At 48.1% G+C, this 21,009-nt stretch carries 20 protein-coding genes; 16 read left to right on the forward strand and 4 right to left on the reverse strand.

Annotated features, from left to right (window positions below; genetic code table 11):
• Positions 1-314 precede the first annotated feature (314 nt).
• A complete protein-coding gene (locus tag HF324_RS23585) occupies positions 315-1,829 on the reverse strand; it encodes a glycoside hydrolase (RefSeq protein WP_220101228.1) in 1,515 nt (504 codons plus the stop codon).
• A 216-nt stretch (positions 1,830-2,045) separates the two neighbouring features.
• Between HF324_RS23585 and HF324_RS23590 the strand changes: the two genes are divergently transcribed.
• The 6 genes from HF324_RS23590 (at position 2,046) to HF324_RS23615 (ending at position 6,850) form a co-directional block, all read left to right on the forward strand.
• Positions 2,046-2,873 carry a glycoside hydrolase family 16 protein gene (locus HF324_RS23590; protein WP_168860969.1) on the forward strand — a complete coding sequence of 276 codons (828 nt, stop codon included), beginning with the start codon at positions 2,046-2,048 and terminating at the stop codon, positions 2,871-2,873.
• Positions 2,874-3,040: 167 nt separating this feature from the next.
• A complete protein-coding gene (locus HF324_RS23595; protein ID WP_168860970.1) occupies positions 3,041-3,469 on the forward strand; it encodes a MarR family winged helix-turn-helix transcriptional regulator in 429 nt (142 codons plus the stop codon).
• An 11-nt stretch (positions 3,470-3,480) separates the two neighbouring features.
• Positions 3,481-4,089 (forward strand): isochorismatase family protein, encoded by a 609-nt coding sequence (locus tag HF324_RS23600; protein ID WP_168804958.1) that lies wholly within the window; start codon positions 3,481-3,483, stop codon positions 4,087-4,089.
• Positions 4,079-5,443, forward strand: a complete 1,365-nt coding sequence (locus tag HF324_RS23605; protein ID WP_168804960.1) for an MFS transporter — start codon at positions 4,079-4,081, stop codon at positions 5,441-5,443. Before HF324_RS23600 ends, HF324_RS23605 begins: the two co-directional genes overlap by 11 nt.
• 47 nt (positions 5,444-5,490) lie before the next feature.
• Entirely contained in the window at positions 5,491-6,201 is a 711-nt protein-coding gene (locus HF324_RS23610; protein ID WP_168804962.1) for a hypothetical protein, read from the forward strand.
• Positions 6,202-6,277: 76 nt separating this feature from the next.
• Complete coding sequence (locus HF324_RS23615; RefSeq protein WP_168860971.1) at positions 6,278-6,850, forward strand: dihydrofolate reductase family protein; 573 nt, start codon at positions 6,278-6,280, stop codon at positions 6,848-6,850.
• On the opposite strand, the gene HF324_RS23620 is transcribed toward HF324_RS23615, so the two are convergent.
• The 3 genes from HF324_RS23620 to HF324_RS23630 all read right to left on the reverse strand — a co-directional run bounded on the left by HF324_RS23620 (position 6,797) and on the right by HF324_RS23630 (position 9,645).
• Positions 6,797-7,777: a S41 family peptidase gene (locus HF324_RS23620; RefSeq protein WP_168804966.1), complete on the reverse strand. Its 981-nt coding sequence runs from the start codon at positions 7,775-7,777 to the stop codon at positions 6,797-6,799. The genes HF324_RS23615 and HF324_RS23620 overlap by 54 nt on opposite strands.
• A 77-nt stretch (positions 7,778-7,854) precedes the next feature.
• Positions 7,855-8,634: a helix-turn-helix transcriptional regulator gene (locus HF324_RS23625; protein ID WP_168804969.1), complete on the reverse strand. Its 780-nt coding sequence runs from the start codon at positions 8,632-8,634 to the stop codon at positions 7,855-7,857.
• A gap of 15 nt (positions 8,635-8,649) precedes the next feature.
• Positions 8,650-9,645, reverse strand: a complete 996-nt coding sequence (locus HF324_RS23630) for a GlxA family transcriptional regulator (protein ID WP_168804971.1) — start codon at positions 9,643-9,645, stop codon at positions 8,650-8,652.
• A 137-nt stretch (positions 9,646-9,782) separates the two neighbouring features.
• Between HF324_RS23630 and HF324_RS23635 the strand changes: the two genes are divergently transcribed.
• The 10 genes from HF324_RS23635 to HF324_RS23680 all read left to right on the forward strand — a co-directional run bounded on the left by HF324_RS23635 (position 9,783) and on the right by HF324_RS23680 (position 20,985).
• Positions 9,783-10,268 carry a VOC family protein gene (locus HF324_RS23635; protein WP_168804973.1) on the forward strand — a complete coding sequence of 162 codons (486 nt, stop codon included), beginning with the start codon at positions 9,783-9,785 and terminating at the stop codon, positions 10,266-10,268.
• A gap of 30 nt (positions 10,269-10,298) precedes the next feature.
• Positions 10,299-10,703, forward strand: coding sequence for a hypothetical protein (locus HF324_RS23640; RefSeq protein WP_168804975.1), 405 nt, complete (start codon positions 10,299-10,301; stop codon positions 10,701-10,703).
• Positions 10,700-11,308 carry a dihydrofolate reductase family protein gene (locus HF324_RS23645; RefSeq protein WP_168860972.1) on the forward strand — a complete coding sequence of 203 codons (609 nt, stop codon included), beginning with the start codon at positions 10,700-10,702 and terminating at the stop codon, positions 11,306-11,308. Before HF324_RS23640 ends, HF324_RS23645 begins: the two co-directional genes overlap by 4 nt.
• Before the next feature lie 194 nt (positions 11,309-11,502).
• Positions 11,503-12,045, forward strand: a complete 543-nt coding sequence (locus HF324_RS23650; protein ID WP_168804978.1) for an RNA polymerase sigma factor — start codon at positions 11,503-11,505, stop codon at positions 12,043-12,045.
• Between the two features lie 189 nt (positions 12,046-12,234).
• On the forward strand, positions 12,235-12,789 hold the full coding sequence (locus HF324_RS23655; RefSeq protein ID WP_168860973.1) for a hypothetical protein: 555 nt from the start codon (positions 12,235-12,237) through the stop codon (positions 12,787-12,789).
• 2 nt (positions 12,790-12,791) lie between these two features.
• Entirely contained in the window at positions 12,792-13,352 is a 561-nt protein-coding gene (locus tag HF324_RS23660) for a FecR family protein (RefSeq protein ID WP_258539184.1), read from the forward strand.
• A gap of 235 nt (positions 13,353-13,587) precedes the next feature.
• Entirely contained in the window at positions 13,588-16,878 is a 3,291-nt protein-coding gene (locus tag HF324_RS23665; protein WP_168860975.1) for a SusC/RagA family TonB-linked outer membrane protein, read from the forward strand.
• Positions 16,879-16,888: 10 nt separating this feature from the next.
• Entirely contained in the window at positions 16,889-18,322 is a 1,434-nt protein-coding gene (locus tag HF324_RS23670; RefSeq protein WP_168860976.1) for a RagB/SusD family nutrient uptake outer membrane protein, read from the forward strand.
• Between the two features lie 19 nt (positions 18,323-18,341).
• Positions 18,342-19,649, forward strand: coding sequence for a thioredoxin family protein (locus tag HF324_RS23675; RefSeq protein ID WP_168860977.1), 1,308 nt, complete (start codon positions 18,342-18,344; stop codon positions 19,647-19,649).
• A gap of 233 nt (positions 19,650-19,882) precedes the next feature.
• Positions 19,883-20,985, forward strand: a protein-coding gene (locus HF324_RS23680; RefSeq protein WP_168802981.1) for an IS3 family transposase whose coding sequence is annotated in 2 segments (ribosomal slippage) — positions 19,883-20,146 and positions 20,149-20,985 — 1,101 coding nt in all. Because the reading frame shifts where the segments join, the coding sequence is not laid out codon by codon here.
• Positions 20,986-21,009 lie beyond the last annotated feature (24 nt).

The following is a 21,009-nucleotide window of genomic DNA, read 5'->3' on the forward strand; positions in this document are numbered from 1 at the left end:
GGTTGATATCACAGGTTCTTTGATTCTGTGCTCTCTAACATACTACAACTTCACGAATTTAACGGAGTATGGGTTAACAGGGTGCCCTGAAATTGATGACTTATGAGCAGATATTAACATAATCCCCGGGCTCATGCCCGGGGCAACAATGTTATCAGGTTTCTACGGGTGCGCAGTTCTGTTATTTATAAAGACGATTTTTTAGGTCCGGAGCTACCGGGACATTTTATGCTTAAAATGTAAATGCATCCTTAGAAGGGATTTGAATAACATCAGTTTCCCCGGCATAAGCCCGGGGAAACTAAGATGGTATGCTATTGCGCTGTTCCTGTAAAGGTAATCACGCTGGTGGGCGGCACTACCACTACAAAGCTGCCATCCGCCTGCGGCGCCAGCGGAGCGCTTTGCTGCCAGTGCGCAGTGGTGTTGTCTGCGGTCAGATAAGAAGTGATCTGGCTGCTGGCGAAGCCGGAAAGCTTCAACCGCGTACGGGTTTCAGCGCCGCCGGGATTAACGATCACCACGCTGAATTTGCCGGTGGCAGGATCTTTCCAGGCAGATACTTTCAGGGTAGTGTTGTTGGCCAATGCGGAATTAAAACGGTAATAACCGGCGTGTACAAACCGGGAGTACTGCCCCATCACATCGTAAGTTTTGGGATAGTCGAGCGAGCCGTCTCCGTTGGTACAGATCAGTGATTCGTTGTTACGGATGGCCAGCATGCCTAACCAGTATACATAGGCGTTCACGTTACACTCGGCGAGAAACTTGTGCATGTTGATGGCAAGCTTCAGACCACCGGTCATGGTGTTATCGTATACGCCGCTGTCGTCGGAAGCTTCTGTCATCCAGACAGGACGGTTGCCGGTAGCGTAGTTCCACGTTTTCGGGTCCTGGTTCAGCCCGCGTTTGCCGAGGATGAGGTCACCGATTTCCACGTAGCCATGGCCGGCGAGGATGTCTACATTGCTTTTGTCCATGCCGGACAGGAAGCTGTTGGCCGTGCCCCAGGCGGCATTTTCGGAAGAAATGATTTTCACGGTGTTCAGCCCTTTGGCGTTTAAAGCAGGCCGGAGATTGTTGGAGATAAACTCTCCCAGGTGGGAAGCGGTCCAATAGGAAGCGGCCCAGTCGGAGAATACGTTCTCCGGCTCATTACTTGGCGACACTGCGTAAAAGTTGATGCCTTCGTTCTGATAGGCTTTGGTGAAGCCGGCAACGTAATTGGCAAAATCTGTGGAGCAACAGCTGTAATTAAGGCCGTTGAAGTTTTTGGCGCTCTCCTGGGAGGTGTTGGTCTTCATGTACAGCGGCGGTGTCCAGGTGCTGGCCACCATGATGGGCACCTGATGCCGTTCTTTTAGTTTCTTCAGTATCCACAGTTGTGCCAGCTGCGCTTTCTGGTTGCTGTTGAGCGCCTGGTAAGCCGCACTGGCAGGGTCCATATCGATACTGGCGCCTGCCGGCTGAATAGTCACCGTGCCGGTGGTTTTGTCGAACGGATAGTGGTACATTACTTCACCGCGGACGATGTTCAGTTGCAGTCCATCGACGCCCCAGAGTTGCTTCATAATGCTGTCACGTTTGGGTGACTCAAAGAACGGTGTGGCGCGGCCGGCAAAAGCGCCGAAGCCTTCTATCCGCTGGTAGGTGGTGCCCCAGTTCAGGGTGATGTTGGCAGTGTCTGTGACCAGTGCGGCCGCCACAATGCCGTTGGAAAGTTTACCGCTGACGGTGTTTTGCAGATCGTCCCGCATGTTTTTGGTGCACGCGGTGGCCAATGCTATGGCCAGTAAGGACAGGGAAATGCCTGGCAGATTTTTTTTCATTGTTACGAGGATTTGGGTTTTATGGAAACAGGATAATAAAAACTACAGGTTTAAAATATGTATACTTCCCCAAAAATTGTTCACTGCCACATACGGTAAAAACGGGTATCCATCTATCTCTTTCTAAAAATACTGATTATTTGGTTAACAAAAACTATACTTTTACAGAAACCGGGGGCATATAACAGAAAATTAATGTCCCGTCAAATGTGAACCATGAAATACATGTTTTTATGCACCGCACTGCTGGCTGGTTTGTCAGCATGCAACACCACACGGCCTGCCACAGGCGCGCAACAACACCTCTACATTCAGCCGGAAGGCCGGTCCCCGCAGTCCTGGAAGCTGGTATGGGAGGATAACTTCAACGGTCCTACGCTGGACACTACCAAATGGACGCGTATACCCCGCAACAACGCCGACTGGGGCAAACACATGACCAGCGACGACCGCTGTTACGACCTGAAAGACGGGAAACTGTATCTCCGTGGCATCAACAATCCCGATACCGCCAAAGACCCCAGGCCTTTTCTTACCGGCGGTATCTACAGCAAAGGGAAATTCGCTTTCCAGTACGGAAAGATAGAAATCCGCGCCAAACTGGAATGTGCGCAGGGCGCCTGGCCCGCTATCTGGATGCTGGCAGAAAAAGATAAATACGGCGCCTATCCCCGCAACGGAGAAATCGACATCATGGAGCACCTGAACTATGACAGTATCATTTATCAAACCACCCACTCCTATTATACCCTGGACCTGAAACAGACAGAGAAACCGCCGCATTCCGGGAAAGCAGCCCTGCGCAACGGTGAGTTCAACGTTTTCGGTGTCTCCTGGTACCCCGATAAGATCGTGTTCCTGCTCAACGGGAAAGAAACCTTCACCTATCCGCGGGTGGAAGGTGTGGACCCTTCACAATGGCCGTACGACCAGCCTTTTTATCTGCTGATAGATCAACAGCTGGGCGGCAACTGGGTAGGCAAGGTAAATGCGAAAGACCTGCCGGTGCAGATGATCGTGGACTGGGTGAAGGTGTATCAGTAATCTGCTTATCCCCATGATGTAATAAGGAGAGGTCAGGGTATTGCCCTGACCTCTTTTGTTTTAGCCTCCGGCTGATATACCGTCCTGATTTATTTTTTTTGGCTGATAAAAATGGTTGATTTAATTTTGTAAGGTAAACTTATTAGTTTTACTACATAAACAAACTCATGGATAATTTCGCCACTGCTTCTTCACTAAGGCTCAGTATCTCTAACCTGAACAAACGGCTGCGCAAACAGGTATACGCTACAGAGGGTTTCTCGCTAAGCGAGCTCTCGGTCCTTTCCTATATATATCAGCAGGGGGCATTGTTCCCGTCGGAACTGGCGGAGCTGGTAAAAGTGAAGAACCAGTCCATGTCACAGATGCTTAACAACCTGGAAACGGAGGGGCTCATCACCCGCACCCAATCCATGGAAGACAAACGTAAAATGAGCGTGACCATCACCCCCAAAGGGAAAAAAATGGTAGAGAAAACCCGGCATGAACGGGACGAATGGCTGGCGGCAGCGATCCATCATACATTATCCGCAGAAGAAAAAAAACTGTTGTCCGCAGCGATACCGCTGCTCAGCAAACTTGCAGACTATAAATAAACCGTGGAACCATGATCACCAGTATCGACAAAAACACAGCCCTCGTACTCATTGATCTTCAGAAGGGCATATACTCGCGTCAGACGGCGCATCCGGTGCAAGACGTCCTCCACAACGCCGCCAGGCTGGCCACAGCCTTCCGCGAAGCGGGCCTGCCTGTGGTGGTAGTCCATGTAAACCCGATAGGTTCACCTGCCATGACCGTAAGGGCGGAGGTGAACAACGGCGTTCCTAAAGAACCGGCGGCGCAACAGCAGCAGCTGGAGATCATGAAAGCCGGCGGATTCTTTGATATCGCCCCCGATATTAATGTGCAACCGGAAGACATCCTTATTACCAAGGGCACCTTCAGCGCGTTCCCGCATACACCGCTCCTGGGCATCCTTCGCGATCGGCACATCACCAACATCGTACTGGCAGGCATTTCCACCAGTATCGGCGTGGAAGGCACCGCCAGAAGCGCCAACGAACATGGCTTCAACATTACCTTTGCCACAGACGCCATGACCGACACCCAGCCGGCCTGCCATGAAAACAGTGTCCGGTACATCTTCCCCCGCATCGGCGAAACCGGCACTACCGAAGCCGTCCTGCATCATCTGCACTTACGTGAAAAATAAAAAACGTATACCCGTTGGGTTTATCACGCCGCTGGTGCTCGGCACCATGATGAACCCGCTCAACTCCACCATGCTGGCAACGGCCCTGACAACTATCTGCACTTCCTTTGGCAGGGATGTCAGCGATGGCGCCCTGCTGATCACGCCACTGTATCTTACCTCCACAATCGGTCAACCGCTCATGGGCAGGCTGGCAGACCTCTACAGCCCTAAAAAAATAAATCAGCTGGGCTTCCTGCTGGTACTGCTGGCGGGCATTACAGGCACTATCGCTCCATCCTTTTCATGGCTGATCGTATCCCGGGTATTATTAGGGCTGGGCACCTCCGCCGCCTATCCTTCCGCTATTGCATTGGTCAACAGAAAATATGCGGCCGCCGGCGAACCCGTGCCGGGTGGCGTACTGGGCATCATTGCCGTATCCGGCCTGGGCAGCATGGTATTGGGGCCGGTATTGGGAGGCTTGCTATCGCAGACGTTGGGGTGGAAAGGTATTTTCTTCATCAATATCCCGTGGGTATTGTTATCGCTGTGGCTGGCGCGCGCCCTGCCGGACACGCCGCCGGCATCGCCGGTCAGTATCCGGGAACTGCCACAGCACCTGGATATTATCGGCGTCCTGCTTTTCAGCGGCCTGTTACTGAATTTATTATGGCTGTTGCTGCATCACACTTTTTCAGCCGGAGGTTTTTTACTGCTGAGCGTTTTGTTATTGTTTTTCATCTTGTGGGAACGGCAACGAAACAACCCTTTTATGGACATCCGGCTGTTTGCCCGGCAACCTTCGCTGGCGCTGGTATACCTGAGTGCAATGGCCACCAGTTACGTTATGTACCTGATGCTTTTTTCATTGCCGCAGTGGCTGGAGAGCGTGAAACAGTTTTCTCCTGCGCGCACCGGCTTGTTGCTGCTGCCCATGTCGCTGGTGTCTGCGGCTGCCGGCCTGCTGATGTCCAGGCACAACAGCCTGCTGGTAAAAAATATGACCGGCATTGGCTGTATGATCGTGGCGTGTACGGCCTTGTTTTTTGTCAACGCCCGCCTTTCCCTATCCCTGCTGTTGGGCATCACCCTACTGGTGGGATTGTCTACCGGCATCAATCCCATTGCTAACCAGGCGTGGCTCCAGGAAGAGGCGCCAGCGGGACGTACCGGCGTTTCGTTTGGCCTTTACCGTACTTTCGGTTATATCGGCGCCATCGTTTCAGGTTCACAAATGAAGGCGCTGTACCATCAGGGAGTTACCGACAGCAGTTTTCATACAGTGGCATGGTATACAGCCGCCAGTTGCGCAGGGATGGTACTGTTGCTGCTGCCTTCCGTCAGCCGGAAAAGGGCGCTGTCTTTGCGATAACCATTATTTTCAGTAGTTTGGCGGGAATCAATCATTAACCTGATAAGATGAAGCGACACATTGCCCTGGTTGTTTGGTTACCCGCCATATACCTGCTGATCTCCACCGGTTGTAATAACCGGCCCCAAAGTACGGTGACCAACGATACCGCACAAACGACAACCACGACAACGGCGCCGGCCAGTACCGAGCCTGCAGCGCCCCCTCCGACTGATCTTCCCACACCGTACAACGTCTTTATCTGCTCCGCTACCGGCGATCTCAACAAAGACAACGTCAGCGATTCCGTAGTGGTGATGCACGATACCATCTCCACCCAAAAACCTTATCGCCTCCAGGTGCTTTTTGGCCGACCCGATGGCCAATATCAACTGGCGGCAACGTCTGAAACAGCTATACTGCCGGACGGCGGCGAAGGGGCGCATGACGCCATCAACCTCGATTCCGTGCTCGTCAGCAAAGGCGTGCTCACCGTGAGGATATCCTTGCTGCGCGGAACGGCGGAATACCTCTACCGCTACCAGCACCAGCATTTTGAACTGATCGGCTACAGCCGTACCGAATCCGATGGCCAGGGAATGATCGTCAACGAAGAATACAATCTCTCTACCGGTCGTTACATCCGCTCCAGCGAGCCTTACGACGGAGAAGAGCGGGAAACCTTTCATACCGATACCGTGATACCGATCCGGCCGCTGCCGGTGATGGACACGCTGGTACCGTTCAATAACTATCACGCAAAATATATTCTCTTCTAAAGGTTTGACGGATTCACACCCGGTCAAAAATGCTATTAACCTGTAAGTTTGTATCAGCACCCTCAAAAATATCCTCATGAGAAAGCTGATACTTCAGATGCAGGTAAGCGTAGATGGTTTTGTAGCCGATGCGCAGGGCGGCACAGACTGGCTTGTCCACGACTGGGACCAGCAGCTGAAAGATTACGTGCTGGCCCTGACCCAATCCGTAGATCTCATCCTGATGGGACGCAAACTGGCAGACACCTTCATTCCTGCGTGGACAGCCCGCGCCGGCGATCCCGATATCGCCGACGTATACACGCATCGGATGAACGATCTTCCTAAAATGGTCTTCTCCCGGACGCAGACCGGACATGGCTGGCAGAACACGGTGCTTGTCAACGAAGAGCTGCCCGAAGAAGCAGCCCGTTTAAAAAAATCCCCCGGAGGGGATATCATCACCTACGGGGGCAGCCACCTCGCGGCCAGCCTGATACAGGAACAGCTGATCGATGAATTTTACCTGTTCGTGAACCCGGTGGCCATCGGCAAAGGGCTGCCAATCTTCCATCAGCTGGAACAGCAGCTCTCCATGAAACTGGTCAGCGCGACTTCATTTCCCTGCGGTATCGTGGTCCTTTTTTATAAGCCCCAGTACCACCGGTAAATCCTCTTCCCTGTTAGTGGTGACGATGTCCGGTTGTATACCGGTCAGCTCCCAGCTGTGGTCTGTGCCCGGAAATACCGGCGCTGCGCAGGATACCGATAAACAGAAGCGGTCGCCCACCGGAAACAGCTCATTCATATGCGCGCCGCCCGCTGTGCGCTCTCCTACTACCATCGCCCGTTTCAGGTGTTGCAGTTCGAACGCGAGGGCTTCCGCTGCAGACGCCGTTTTTTTATTGACCAGTATATACAGCGGCCGTTCGTAAGGCTGCGTACCGCTCAGTGCTTCCGCTTTCATCACCTCGCTGTCACCTTTCCTGTTCTTCACTTCCAGCAGCGGTGTGCCGGCTTTTACAAAATAACCTTCCAGTACCAGGCCTATGGCGCTGCCGCCACCGCCGTTGTCGCGCAGGTCGAGGATCAGCGCCTGTGTGTGCTGTACCAGCGTCATGGCAGCCTTCAGCAGGTCCACGCTTTTGGGTGAGAAGTTGATTTCCGACAAACGGATGTACCCTACCGTTCCCGGCAGCACTTTCACCTCCATAAAACCGTAGTTCATCCGGGCGGCCCTTTCACCGTAGTGAAACGGGTCCTGCGCGCTGTCCATCCGTTGCCGCGGGACTTTGAGCTTCGGCACTATTTCCGGGTCAAAGCGCAGGTACACATGCCCGTCTTTGACCGTTTGCCGAAGCAAGCTGGTAACCGATTTGGCGAAGGCGTCCACACTATCGGTGCCTTTGCTCAGTTCTTTTTCTTTTTGCAGCAATGCGGCTGCCAGCACCTTGCCTTTGTCGGGATACACATAGTGTTGTTCCAGCAGTTGTGCGGACTGGCGGATGATCGCTTGTTTTTCGGCGGAAGTCACCGTTTGCCCGTAGACCGTTGACAGGCACAGGCAGGCAGCCATCAGGCTATACCATTTTTTCATGTTGACACGGATTAATGGAACAAAGCTACCACCCGGCGGGATGGCAAAATTGTACAGAATTAGTATCAGGACGAAAATTACAGTTTCCGGAAAGCGCCCGGCAGGTAGCCGGTGTATTGTTTGAAGTTGCGGATGAAATGGCTCTGGTCGAAGAAGCCGCATTGCAAGGCAATGCCGGTGAGGGATTGTTTTTTGTCGCGCACCAGCGCCAGCGATCTGCCTATTTTTATTTTGCGGAGATATTCCCCGATGGTACCCTGAAAATAGAGCGGGAAATATTTGGAGAGCGATACCGGGTGCATGCCTGTTTCGGCAGCCAGGGTCTCGAGCGACAGGGGCGTGTCCCAGCGATCGTGCAACAGTTGACGCAACCGGTGTACCCATAGCGGCGTGCCTTTGCCGGTCTTCACCGGAGGGCCCCAGTGCTGCAGCAGGATAGAATGGGCCAGCGTATCCTGTTCCGGCAGCAGGGCGCGCTCTTTATAGAGCTGCAGGATGGCCAGCTGCAGCGCATGTTCGGGAAGGCTTTCCCAGGTGATTTCCGACAGGCCGTACACTTCGAAAAAAGCCGGTTCCACCTCGAGGTTGAGGTTGCGCGAGGGGTGCAGCGTTTGCAGGTTGCGATGTTCTTCAAAGGAAGCGTAGCGGACCAGTTTCCCGGGCAGCACTTCCTGCTGATGGTAACGGCGGTGTTCGAGGTTACCGCCTTCCAACACCAGCGAACAATGGGGGTTGGCGTGATGGTGCCAGTCTTCCGACACCGCCGCATAGTACACCGTTTCCGACAGGATGATACCGGAAAGATGGTGATTGACTTTATTTTTACCCAGAAAGGTGCCGCTGCCCAGTTGTTCCATGATAATGTTGCAGGATTAGCGTCTGCTGGTTTCCACTGCCGCTTCTTTATTGTATTTCAGGCGGTAGTCTGCCGGCAGCATGCCTGTCAGTTTTTTAAAGATAGCACGAAAAGCTTTACTGTCCGAATAGCCGACTTCATACATCACTTCGTTGACGTTCATCCTGCTGCTCTCCAGTTTCTTTTTAGCCGCTTCCATGCGTACGCGCTGGATGTATTCCAGCGGGGTATTGTCGGTGGCTTTTTTAAAGCGCCGTACGAAATGGCGGCGGCCGATGGCGAAACGGTCTGACAGTTCTTCTACAGAGATGCGCTGGTGGATATTGGCTTCGATATATTCCTGTGCCAGACGGATGGGGGCATCTTCGTGTTTCTTTTGTCCGCTGAACATGGCGAAGGGCGACTGGCTGGTGCGGTCGATGTCCAGCGCATATACTTTAGAGGCCATGATGGCTGTTTCGCGGTCGGTATATTTTTCAACCAGGTGCAGCAGCAGGTTCCAGTAGGAGTTGGCGCCGCCGCTGGAGTAGAGGCCTTGTTGTTCTGTGACGATGCGGCCGTTGACCAGCACCACGTCGGGGAACAGTTGCCGGAAGAGGTTGGCCGACGCCCAGTGGCTGGAGCATTCGAGGCCGTCGAGCAGGCCGGTGGCTGCCAGTACGAAAGCGCCGGAGCAGAGGCTGGCCACATCTGCGCCATTTTCTTTATATTGGCGGATAATCCAGGGGATGAATTCCCTGTTTTTGTACAAGGTAGCTTCAAAATCGCCGGCGATAGCCGGGATGATCACCAGATCTGTACGTTTCACCTCTTTCAGCATTTTATCCGTATGTACGCTGAACAGGCCGTTGTACTGTTTTACCATGGGAGTAAGACCCAGCAGCTGTAGTTTAAAGGCCGGCAGTTTACCGGCATCTTCGAGAAAGCCGTTCACGCCGGAGAGCATCATGTGGGGATCTACAATACTGGCCATCACGGCGTCATTGAGCACAAGGATAGATACGTGTTTCATAATAACCGGGAGGAGTTTATATAAAGTTAAGGATGTAAAAAGTCGCAAACAACCCTCTGAATGTCTCTACACCACCCCTTCTTCCAGCGGACTGCGGGGTACCTTTGGTCCAGTAAGTTTCACAAAATGCAACAATTATGAAAAACGAGCAAAAAATTACCCCTTTTCTGTGGTTTAACGACAATGCAGAAACAGCTATCCGGTTTTACCAGGACATTTTCAAAAATGCGGAAGTCGGCGGTATCAGCCGTTACGGCGCCGGCGCGCCATTGCCGGAAGGTACGCTGATGACGGCTACATTCCGGCTGGAGAACCTGACCTTTACGGCGCTAAACGGAGGCCCTCATTTTACCTTTAACGAAGCCGTTTCTTTTGTGATCTCCTGTGAGACGCAGGAAGAAGTGGACTATTACTGGAACGGCCTTACAGCCAATGGCGGTAAGGAAGGCCAGTGCGGCTGGCTGAAAGACCCCTTTGGCGTGTCCTGGCAGGTGGTGCCTACCCTTCTGGGGCAGTTGTTTGGGGCGGCGGACCGCCAGAAAGCGGGCCGCGCCATGCAGGCCATGATGGGCATGAAGAAGCTGGACATGAAGGGCTTGCAGGATGCTTTTGACGGGAAATAATTCCTTTTTTTCAAGTTAAATACAGCTTATATGATACGCCTTATTTTAGCCATTATTACCGGTATGGTGGTGATCACGCTGTTATCCGTGGGCACCGATCACATTTTTCACATCACGCATGTATATCCTCCGTATGGCCAGCCGATGTTCGATGCGGGGTTGTTATTACTCGCCACGGCCTATCGTTTCGTGTACCAGGTGCTGGGCTGCTGGCTGGCCGCCGGTATTGCGCGGTCGCGGGCTTCCGCCGCTACATGGACCATGGGGATCATCGGGGTGGTGATGTGGATCGTGGGCCTGATCACGATGAAAGATGCGGGGCCGGCCTGGTATTCAATACTGGGGGCGGCATTGTCTGTTCCCAGTGCATTGTTGGGCCGGCAGATTTATTACGCCCGTCACCGCAAGCAAAATAACCATCTGACTGTTGTATGAGAAAGGTGATCGTATCCATGAACATATCGCTGGACGGGTTTATGTCCGGCCGGCACCGGGAGCTGGACTGGCATTTCGCCAGCTGGGGCAATGATATGAGTGAGCGGTTGACCCGGGATTTGAACCAGGCAGACACGTTGCTGCTGGGCCGTAATACCTATGAGGCGATGGCAGCTTACTGGCAACGGGTGGAGATTGATTCATTTTTTCCGCGGGATGACATTGCTTATGCCGTGATGCTGAATACCACGCAGAAGGTGGTGTATTCGCAGACCATCAGTAGGTTGTCCTGGAGCAACAGCCGGCAGGCGAAGGGGGATTTGCGGCGGGTGGTGGCGGCGTTGAAGCAGCCGCGTCCCGGTCCGGAGAAGCATATCATGGTATATGGGAGCGGGCAGCTGGTGGGCGCGTTGACGGACCAGGGGCTGGTGGACGAGTTTCATCTGTGGGTGCATCCGGTGGTGTTGGGGCGTGGTATGCCGTTGTTTCCCGGCGGGGCTGACAAGGTGCAGATGTTTATGCAGCAGATGCAGACGTTCCGGTCGGGGGTTGTCTGGTTCAGGTATATTGTTAACAAAAACGGGCACGACGTCATATTAGACTAAAAACCACTATAAAACAAAACCAGCCGCCATGGCTGGTTTTATTGTTTTCGCGAAGCCATTTCACCCCATTAAACTACTCCCCATACATTTTTGTATTAACAAATGACTTACATCCGAGTCTTTTTAACCTCGTTCATTGAGTATAAGTGGCACCATTTAATTTATTCCTGCCACTGAAACCTGTTATTTATACTATGACCTATCATGCATTAAGTGATAATGATCTGGTTGCCGGTTATAATGATGGCATCGTTGAATGTTTCACAGAAATTTACAACCGTTATTGGGCTATTCTGTACCGGCATGCGTTGCGGATGCTTCGTGACGAGTATGCGTCGCAGGATGTGGTACAGGAGACGTTCCATTCCCTGATCCGTCATGGCAAAATACAGGATGCCATTCCTCTTCGGTTATTGTTGTATACGACGGTGCGCAACCGGATCATCAATGATTACCGGAGGGAGAAGGTACGGGAGAAGTACCTGGCTACATTAAGTCATTATGTGAGTGCGTCGGAGTGTACAGAGATACAGGTGCGGGAGCGGGAGCTGCAGCGGCAGATAGAGATGGAGATTTCGCGGTTGCCGGAGCGGATGCGGCTGACGTTTGAGCTGAGCCGCAAGCAGCATTGCGATTACAAGACGATTGCGGAGCGTACCAGCACGTCTACCGAGACGGTGCGTAAGCAGATCCACAATGCTATCCGGATTTTGCGGACGAAGTTGAGCTACTTTTAGCCCCTTTCATTTCTAAATGATTTGTAAAAACGAAATGCATTGTTTACAAAAAGTTAAAAATTTAATAATCTACCTTCTACCGTTCTTTTTTCAGTGCGTTATTATATCAGTGAGAGCGGTGAACGATTGTCCGATCCCTTACCCCATGAACCGTCATTGTGAATGTATACCATCTAACTTAAATTAAGTATGAGCGACCAGGAAACCAAAGATTTATTGGACCGTGTGGAGCGAGGTGATTGCACACCGGAGGAGAAGGCGCTGGTAGAAGACTGGTACCTTGATCTCTGCCGGCAGCAGGAACCGGTGGCGTACAATGTGGACTACGCGAGGATCAAACGGGAGATCTGGGCCAGGTTGAGGATCGGGAGGCATGGACCATCCGGCGCATGGTATCTGATGGCCGCTGCAGTAGCATTTGTATCTGTATTATCCTATACCTTATATATTAAGACGAACAACAAAACCGGTCCGGTGCAGGACAAGATGATGGCGGCCATCCGCCCGGGTGGCAATAAGGCCATGCTCACCTTGTCCGACGGCCGGCAGGTCCCTCTCGGCGACACCCAGGACAGCATTGCTGCTGCTCCAGGGCTGGTAGCGCAGCAGGGTTCAGGTATTTTAAATTACTATTCCACCTCCAGGCAACCATTAAAACTATCGGGAGACCGGCCTGTGTACAATACGATCACTACCCCCGAGCTGGTCAGTACCAGGTCGTCCTTCCTGATGGCACAAAAGTAGTGTTGAATGCGGAATCGAGCATCACCTACCCTGTACCTTTTACCGGCAAAGAGCGCCGGGTGCATTTAACCGGTGAAGCGTATTTTGAAGTAGCAAAGCATCAACAGCAACCTTTTATAGTCTCCAGCCTGCAACAAAGCATCAAGGTGACCGGCACACATTTCAATGTATGCTGTTATCTCCACCAGCCTGATATCACCACGCTCGCAGAAGGCAGCGTGGACATCACGCCCCTCTCTTCATCCACGACCCACTCTCTTAAGCCTGGTCAGCAAGCCACCCTGATTGGTAACGACTTTGAAGTAAAGTCAGTCAAAGCCGAAGACGTCATAGCATGGAAAGACGGATTGTTTGTATTTAATGACACCCCTTTAAAAGAAGCTCTACAACAAATTGGCAGATGGTACGATGTTGAATTCACCTACAACAACACCCTTCCTCTGAATAAACGATTTGACGCAGAAATCTCCAGGAATCTGAATCTTCAGCAGGTCATCAACATTATCGAAATGGGAACAAAACTAACATTCAAATTGGACGGAAGGAAAATCAACGTTCAGTAACATCAGCCAAACATCATCAAAAAAAACTAAAATCACTTACTAAAACGAAACCGGAAGTGCGACCAACACTCCCGGCAGGATTGAATTTCGTAAAAAAACTGCGCTAACAATTTTTCACAATTTTCAACCAGACAAAGATATGGAATATAATGTACCCACCAAGGTGGGAACGGAATTTTCTTTGCGGAAAATCCCCTCCCCACAGGGCCGTCACACGCTCATAATCATAGTGGCCATGAAATTAATCGCATTGTTATTTTTATTCAACCTGCAGGTAACTGCCAGCGTTTATTCACAACGAATATCCCTTACCGCCAGTAACACACCGCTGCGGGACGTACTTCAGTCCGTCAGGAAACAAAGCGGCTACTCCTTCTTCGTGGAGTCCGACAACCTCCGCGACTCCAAGCCGGTCAACCTAAACCTCTGGGACAACTCCGTGCCCGAAGCCCTCGACAAGATCTTCGAGAATCAGCCTTTCACCTATACTATACAGAATAACGTCATTGTTGTTACGCGTAAACAGGGTAGCAACCTCTCCGCCGCTGATTTTCTCACGTTCGATTCAGGCGCCCCGGACTCCACCAAAGTCGTCTACGTCCAGGGCAGCGTCCGGGATGATAAAGGTCAGCCACTCGTAGGCGTGAGCGTCCGCGTAAAAGGCAGTGGCACCGGTACGGTCACAAAGCCCGACGGCACCTACACCCTGAAAACAAATGCCGCCGCTACGTTGATCTTTAGTTACATCGGGTATCTCTCCCGGGAGATCAAAGCCCAGCAGGGGGAAATAGACGTGGTGCTGAAACAGTTGAATACGGCGCTGGACCAGGTGCAGGTGATAGCGTACGGAACGACGACGAAAAGGACGAGCACGGGGAATATAGGGACGGTTGATGCCGAGACGCTTGAAAAGCAACCCGTGTCAAATCCTTTATTAGCTCTACAAGGAAGGGTTCCTGGCATATTTATAGAGCAAACCACCGGTCTATCAGGTGGAAGTGTAAACGTCAGCATTCAAGGTGTAAATAGTATCAAACAAGGAACCGTACCATTTATTGTAGTTGATGGGGTACCCTTTCCTTCGTCAGACCCTAGTGGCGACTTAGCCGCTGGGGCCTTTCCCTCTACCTTAAATGGTATAAACACGCTAACCTTAATAAACCCGAATGATATAGAAAGTGTCACCATTCTAAAGGACGCCGATGCCACTGCGATCTACGGTTCTCGTGCCGCCAATGGCGCAATTTTAATAACCACAAAAAAAGGGAAACCAGGCAAAACACTAATCGATATAAATTTACAAAGTGGATTTGGAAAAATTCCTCGATATCTCAAATTACTGAATACCAAAGATTATATAACACTACGTAAGGAAGCAAAAGAAAACGACAATGCCCCGATAACTATTTCAGACTATGATATCAATGGTACATGGGACACAACCAAAAATATCAACTGGCAAAAAGAACTCGTTGGAGGTACAGCACGATATAGTAACCTCCAAGCTTCAATATCTGGAGGCACAGAAAACTCTCACTTTTTCATAAGTGGCGGCTATCTAAGAGAGACCACCGTGTTTCCTGGAGATTTAGGAGACACCAAAGTTAATGTTCACACAAATATCAACCACCGCTCCTCCAATCAAAAATTCACATTCAACATTTCAACAACCTACATACAAGACGACAATCGACTATTCAATGCAGACATAATGAGGCAAGCTGTATTACTTCCTTCGAATGCACCCGACCCTTACAACAGCGATGGAACGCTAAACTGGGGAAAGATTCCAGGCACAGAAGCCTACAGCTTCGACAACCCAATGGCATATCTTTTAAGAAAATATACTGGAAACACAAACAATCTACTGGCCAATAGTAATATCGGGTATCAGATATTGCCTGGCTTACAAATCAGCGCATCATTAGGCTATAACAAAATACAGAGTGCTGAAAAAAGCCTCACACCACAATCATCATTCGACCCCAGCTTTCCAGTAAATATAAGAAGAAATATGACAGCCAATAGGTCTCAAACATCATGGATATTAGAGCCTCAAGTAAAATACAAAAAAGAATCAAAATATGGGGATATTGAGATCCTAATAGGAAGCTCGTTTCAACAAAAGAGAAGTTCCGCCTTGACAGCAATAGCAAGTGGATTTATTGACGATGCCCAAATAGAGAATATAGCAAATGCAACGTCTACAATGCTACTTCCCTCTGAAATAACATATCGATACAACGGTCTCTTCGGCCGTTTAAATTATAGTTACGGAGGAAAATACGTGCTTACCATAGCAGGAAGAAGAGACGGTACAACAAGATTTGGCTCGGCAAACAGATTTGCCAACTTTTACTCAATGGCCGGTGCCTGGATTTTCAGCGAGGAAGAATTCCTGAAACATGGGATTACCTTTTTAACTTTAGGGAAAATCAAAGCCTCTTATGGAACAACAGGCAACGACCAGATTTCTGATTTTCTATATCTTCCTCTCTACACCAATGTATCAACACCAATTCAATATCAACAAGCACAAGGTCTTCGTCCAGTTGGACATTCAAATCCATATCTTCAGTGGGAGTTGACAAAAAAAATCAACATTGGGTTAGACTTAGCATTCATTAACAACCGAATTCAATTCAGTGGAAACTACTATTTCAACCGCTCTTCCAATCAACTACTCAGCTATCCTCTTGGCTTATTGACCGGCTTTTCAGGTGTCAACAAAAACATAGATGCCGTCATACAAAACAATGGCATTGAGCTCTCACTTGATGCAACACTCCATAAATACAAAAACTTCGCGTGGAGTGCCTCAGTCAATTTCACATCCCCACAAAACAAACTAGTGAGATTCCCAAATTTAGATCAGACACCTCTAGCCCAGACATATGTCATAGGAATGCCGTTAGCCATTGCAAAAGTCTACCCCTTTCTTGGCGTCAATCCTCAAACAGGTTTATATGAATATCAATCATCAGATGGCAAAGCCACATCTTCTCCCGACTACACAAAGGACAGAACCCAGATCATTAAACTGAACCCTCAGTACTATGGTGGTGTATCGAACACTATAACATATAAATCGTTAACCCTTGACTTTCTTTTTCAATTCGTAAAAAAGAATCAATCTACCGACAGATATACCTTTGTAATGCAAGGAACCAGCGCAAATCTGTCGACATCTGTAAATGACAGATGGCATAAACCAGGAGATAAGGCCACCTATCAAAAAGCATCGTCTGGACAAGACTTCAATGCTCTTATGGCTTATTATAGCCTTTATTCAAGCGCCGCAGCTTATGAAGACGCATCATATATAAAACTAAAGAATATTAGTATCACATACACTATCCCTTCATCAATTCTCAAACCACTTAAAATCAGTTCAGCTACAATATCACTCTTAGGCCAAAACATATTCACACTGAGCAATTTCTTCGGAATATCACCTGAATCACCGTCAATAACTACTCTACCTCCACTTAGAACTGTAACAGCAGGAATTCGCGTGACACTCTAAATTATATAAAATGAAAAAGCTACTTCAAAATACTATTCTTCTCATAGTCACTACCCAGCTAACGTACTGCGAAAAATTCCTTGATATTGAGGCTCCAATTACCAGTACCAACCAAGAAAATGTCTATCAAAACGACTATACAGCAGCCGCAGTGTTAACTGGGCTTTACGCCCAAATAATGAGCGATTTCTCTCAAGGTGGAATAACTTCCATTTCTCTAATAAAAGAACTCTCGGCAGACAACCTTATTCTAAATGATGTCACCTCGATTGGGTACATGAATTTTTGGAGAAACTCGCTTACTGCCGACTACATTAATACTGAAGGATATAACAACTACTTCAGTAATTTCTATCAAAAAATATACATAATTAACGCCGCCATAGAGGGGTTAGCAAATAGCAATCGTATAACTCCTAGCATCAAACAAAGGCTTTTGGGGGAGTCGCACTTTCTTAGAGCATTTTACTACTTCTATCTAGTTGAAATATTCGGCGACACACCTCTTGTTCTGACTACCGACTACCAAAAAAACAGCAATATCAGCCGCTCTCCTATTCAAGATGTCTATCAACAAATAATCAACGACTTAAACCAGTCGACAAAGCAACTCAACGACACCTATGTAGATGCCAACATCACAACTCCTACACAAGAAAGAGTTCGTCCGAATCTTGGAGCTGCTCTAGCATTATTAGCAAGAGTACAACTTTACAACAAAAATTACAATGAGGCAGAAAGAAGAGCAACTGAAATAATAAACAAGACATCACTATATAATATGGTTGGACTAGATTCAGTATTCAAAAAAAACAGCCGAGAAACTATTTGGTCATTACAACCCGTAAAGCAAGGATATAACACAGATGAAGCTTCATTATTCATTCTAACCGGGGTTCCTGGAACATTAAGTTCTAAACCTTTTTATTTATCCAACTCCTTGGTATCAAGTTTTGAACCAAACGACAATAGGAAAACAACCTGGATCTCCAACCTAAATTCGGGTTTCACCCAATATCCTTATGCATCAAAATATAAAATTGATGTATTAAGAAGTAGCAATAGTGTAGTCGAAGAATACTGCATCGCTTTACGTCTGTCGGAACAATACTTGATACGCGCAGAAGCCAGAACCGAACTCAATGACATACGAGGAGCTCAAAGTGACCTCAACGCTATACGCAACCGCGCTGGCCTCCCAGCCACAACAGCATCAACACAGGCCGAACTTAGAAAAGCGATCTTGCAGGAAAGAAGGGTAGAGTTATTTACAGAATGGGGGCATCGCTGGTTTGATTTAAAACGTACAAACTCTCTGGACAAGGCTATGACTGCAGCCGTTCAATACAAAGGAGGAACTTGGAGTTCTTACAGGGCGTTATACCCACTACCTAACACCGAACTACTCTTAGATAAAAACCTTACTCAGAACCCAGGATATTAGACAGTAAAACAAGTAAAATATGAAAACAATCTCAAAAATTTTCGTTTTTTTATTATTTCTCCTATCAAACAAAATTTTGGTTGCTCAAAGTGATGGAGTAAAATTTGACAACCTTACATCATTGGAGGATATTAAGTCGAAAGCCCTTTCAGAGAAAAAGTTAATATTCATAGACCTATTTGCGACATGGTGCTCACCTTGCAAAGAAATGGATCAAGATGTATATATAGACAAAACAGTTGGAGACTACATAAACAAAAAGTTCATTTCAATAAAACTTCAGATTGACAGCACCAAAACAGATAGTCGAGAAACACAACTTAAGTATGCACTTGCACGGGAGATGAACACTAAATATTCTGTAAAATTGTACCCAACATTTCTTTTTCTATCCTCCAACGGAGACTTACTACACAGAGATCAGGGCTACCATCCGTCAGACAAATTCATTGAAATATGCCAGGAAGCTTCAGATCAAACTAAAAACTATGCTTCACTGGAAAAAAGATTCCAGCAGGGCGAATTAGCAGGAGATGATCTATTGAAATTTGCTTTTAAGCTTAGCTCTTACAGAAATGACTCTATGGCAATAATAGTAGCCCAAAAATACAAAACAACAGTATTAGACACATCATCACCCAAGCAAATTCTCACTCCATCATTTTCGCGCTTCTACGAAAAATTCCCGTCGTTACTGACTGTAAACTCGTCTATTCTAAAATGGATGCATAAACATTCCGAAGAATCGGATATAGCAGTTGGAGTAAAAGGATTTACAGATCACGTTTTAAAAAATATAATAGGCCGAGACATAGTATCAAAACGGCTGACCTCATTAACACCTTCATCAACTCCATCATGGGAAGCCATAAAGAATGAAATAGCCATCAATTGGGATAATAATACGGCAGATCGTATTATCATCGACAGTAAGGTCAACTGGTACAGATCCCACAAACAATGGGATAGCACTATCAAGTATCAAATTATCCAAATAGACCAATTACCCTCTACGCAATACAATGTTATACAAGCAGCGGCAATTAACAACTTTATCTGGGACATTGTGCTTAAACACAGTAAAGATAGCTTCTCTTTAACAAGATCTTGTGAATACATGGAGAATATCAATGCACAATACCCAAACAACGCACAATTCTTAGATACCTACGCGAATACCTTATATAAATCGGGGAAAAAGTCAAAAGCCATTGCCGTTGAAAGGAATGCATTAAACATCATTAAAAGCAGCCCCCAACAAGAAGATATAGACATATACAAACAAACTTTAAAAAAAATGGAAAACAACGAAACAATAATAAATTAATATTATCCTTACTTTTGAGTATTATATAGAAAATTCTTCTTCGATACAAAATCCTAACCACAGATCATGCTACCGACAGAAAGTCTCCTGCCAGTATGATCTGTAAACCTTCTAGTCACTAGAAAAAATTTTCCTATTTTTTTTAATAGGATGACCTTGTACCGAAAAATCGGGCAGTTTAAAATTAGAGAAAATGGGCAATTATTGATAACTTTAAAAAGGAGGTAATTGCCATGAAAAAATCCAAATTTACGGAGGCACAGATCGTTTTTGCGCTGAAGCAGGCAGAAACAGGGGTAGCGGTACAAGAGGTTTGTCGAAAGATGGGAGTGAGTGAAGCTACCTTCTACAACTGGAAAAAGAAGTACGGAGGGCTTGGCATCACCGAGCTTAAGAGATTGCGTCAGTTGGAGGAGGAAAACTTCAAGCTGAAACAGATTGTCGCAGATCTAAGCCTGGACAAGCAAATGTTACAGGATGTGCTAAAAAAAAGTGTTTAACGCGTATTCAGATAAAGAAACATGCGCAGTACCTGATATCCAGTTATAAGGTGGCTGTAAAGCGTGCGTGCTCGGTGGTGAAGTATGCCCGTTCGAAGTGGTATTACAAATCGAAACGGAAGAGTGATTTGCCGGTCAGACAGCGAATCAGGGAGATTGCCGCGACCCGGGTAAGATATGGTTATAACCGGATTCATATACTGTTGCGTAGAGAAGGCTGGAAAGACAATCGTAAGCGCGTACATCGTATCTACAAGGAAGAGGGGCTTAATCTCAGAAGTAAGCGTCCACGCAGAAGTAAAGCAGCAGCACATCGGTTGGAACGGCCTGGCTTAACTGGAATATACCAGTGCTGTTCGATGGATTTTGTGGCAGATCAGCTGTTTGACGGACGGAAATTCAGGACCTTAACTTTAGTGGATAATTTTAGTCGCGAATGCCTGACAATCGGGGTTGGGCAATCGATAAAAGGCATCGATGTGGTGAAAATTCTGGAAGATTTAAAACGTCAAAAAAATATCATTCCCCGGCGAATCCAGGTTGATAACGGGAGTGAATTTATCAGCAAAGATTTTGACAAATGGGCTTATGAAAATAACGTAACTTTGGATTTCTCCCGGCCCGGAAAGCCCACTGATAATGCTTTTATCGAATCGTTCAATGGTAGCTTCCGGGATGAGTGTCTGAATGTGAACTGGTTCTTATCCCTTGAGGATGCCCAGGAGAAAATCGAACATTGGCGCTGGGAGTATAACAATTTTCGCCCCCACAGTTCGCTTAATAACCTAACGCCGAACGAGGTCGTTGAAAGACATAAAAACGCCCAAAATCTCTAATTTACCGTGTCCAGAATTGGGTAC

The sequence above is a fragment of the Chitinophaga oryzae genome, assembly GCF_012516375.2.
In the GTDB taxonomy this organism is placed as follows: domain Bacteria; phylum Bacteroidota; class Bacteroidia; order Chitinophagales; family Chitinophagaceae; genus Chitinophaga; species Chitinophaga oryzae.

Coding starts and splice junctions, on each gene's coding strand:
- HF324_RS23585 (WP_220101228.1), bottom strand. CDS start 1,829: ATGAAAAAAAATCTGCCAGGCATTTCCCTGTCCTTACTGGCCATAGCA.
- HF324_RS23590 (WP_168860969.1), top strand. CDS start 2,046: ATGAAATACATGTTTTTATGCACCGCACTGCTGGCTGGTTTGTCAGCA.
- HF324_RS23595 (WP_168860970.1), top strand. CDS start 3,041: ATGGATAATTTCGCCACTGCTTCTTCACTAAGGCTCAGTATCTCTAAC.
- HF324_RS23600 (WP_168804958.1), top strand. CDS start 3,481: ATGATCACCAGTATCGACAAAAACACAGCCCTCGTACTCATTGATCTT.
- HF324_RS23610 (WP_168804962.1), top strand. CDS start 5,491: ATGAAGCGACACATTGCCCTGGTTGTTTGGTTACCCGCCATATACCTG.
- HF324_RS23615 (WP_168860971.1), top strand. CDS start 6,278: ATGAGAAAGCTGATACTTCAGATGCAGGTAAGCGTAGATGGTTTTGTA.
- HF324_RS23620 (WP_168804966.1), bottom strand. CDS start 7,777: ATGAAAAAATGGTATAGCCTGATGGCTGCCTGCCTGTGCCTGTCAACG.
- HF324_RS23625 (WP_168804969.1), bottom strand. CDS start 8,634: ATGGAACAACTGGGCAGCGGCACCTTTCTGGGTAAAAATAAAGTCAAT.
- HF324_RS23630 (WP_168804971.1), bottom strand. CDS start 9,645: ATGAAACACGTATCTATCCTTGTGCTCAATGACGCCGTGATGGCCAGT.
- HF324_RS23635 (WP_168804973.1), top strand. CDS start 9,783: ATGAAAAACGAGCAAAAAATTACCCCTTTTCTGTGGTTTAACGACAAT.
- HF324_RS23640 (WP_168804975.1), top strand. CDS start 10,299: ATGATACGCCTTATTTTAGCCATTATTACCGGTATGGTGGTGATCACG.
- HF324_RS23645 (WP_168860972.1), top strand. CDS start 10,700: ATGAGAAAGGTGATCGTATCCATGAACATATCGCTGGACGGGTTTATG.
- HF324_RS23650 (WP_168804978.1), top strand. CDS start 11,503: ATGACCTATCATGCATTAAGTGATAATGATCTGGTTGCCGGTTATAAT.
- HF324_RS23655 (WP_168860973.1), top strand. CDS start 12,235: ATGAGCGACCAGGAAACCAAAGATTTATTGGACCGTGTGGAGCGAGGT.
- HF324_RS23665 (WP_168860975.1), top strand. CDS start 13,588: ATGAAATTAATCGCATTGTTATTTTTATTCAACCTGCAGGTAACTGCC.
- HF324_RS23670 (WP_168860976.1), top strand. CDS start 16,889: ATGAAAAAGCTACTTCAAAATACTATTCTTCTCATAGTCACTACCCAG.
- HF324_RS23675 (WP_168860977.1), top strand. CDS start 18,342: ATGAAAACAATCTCAAAAATTTTCGTTTTTTTATTATTTCTCCTATCA.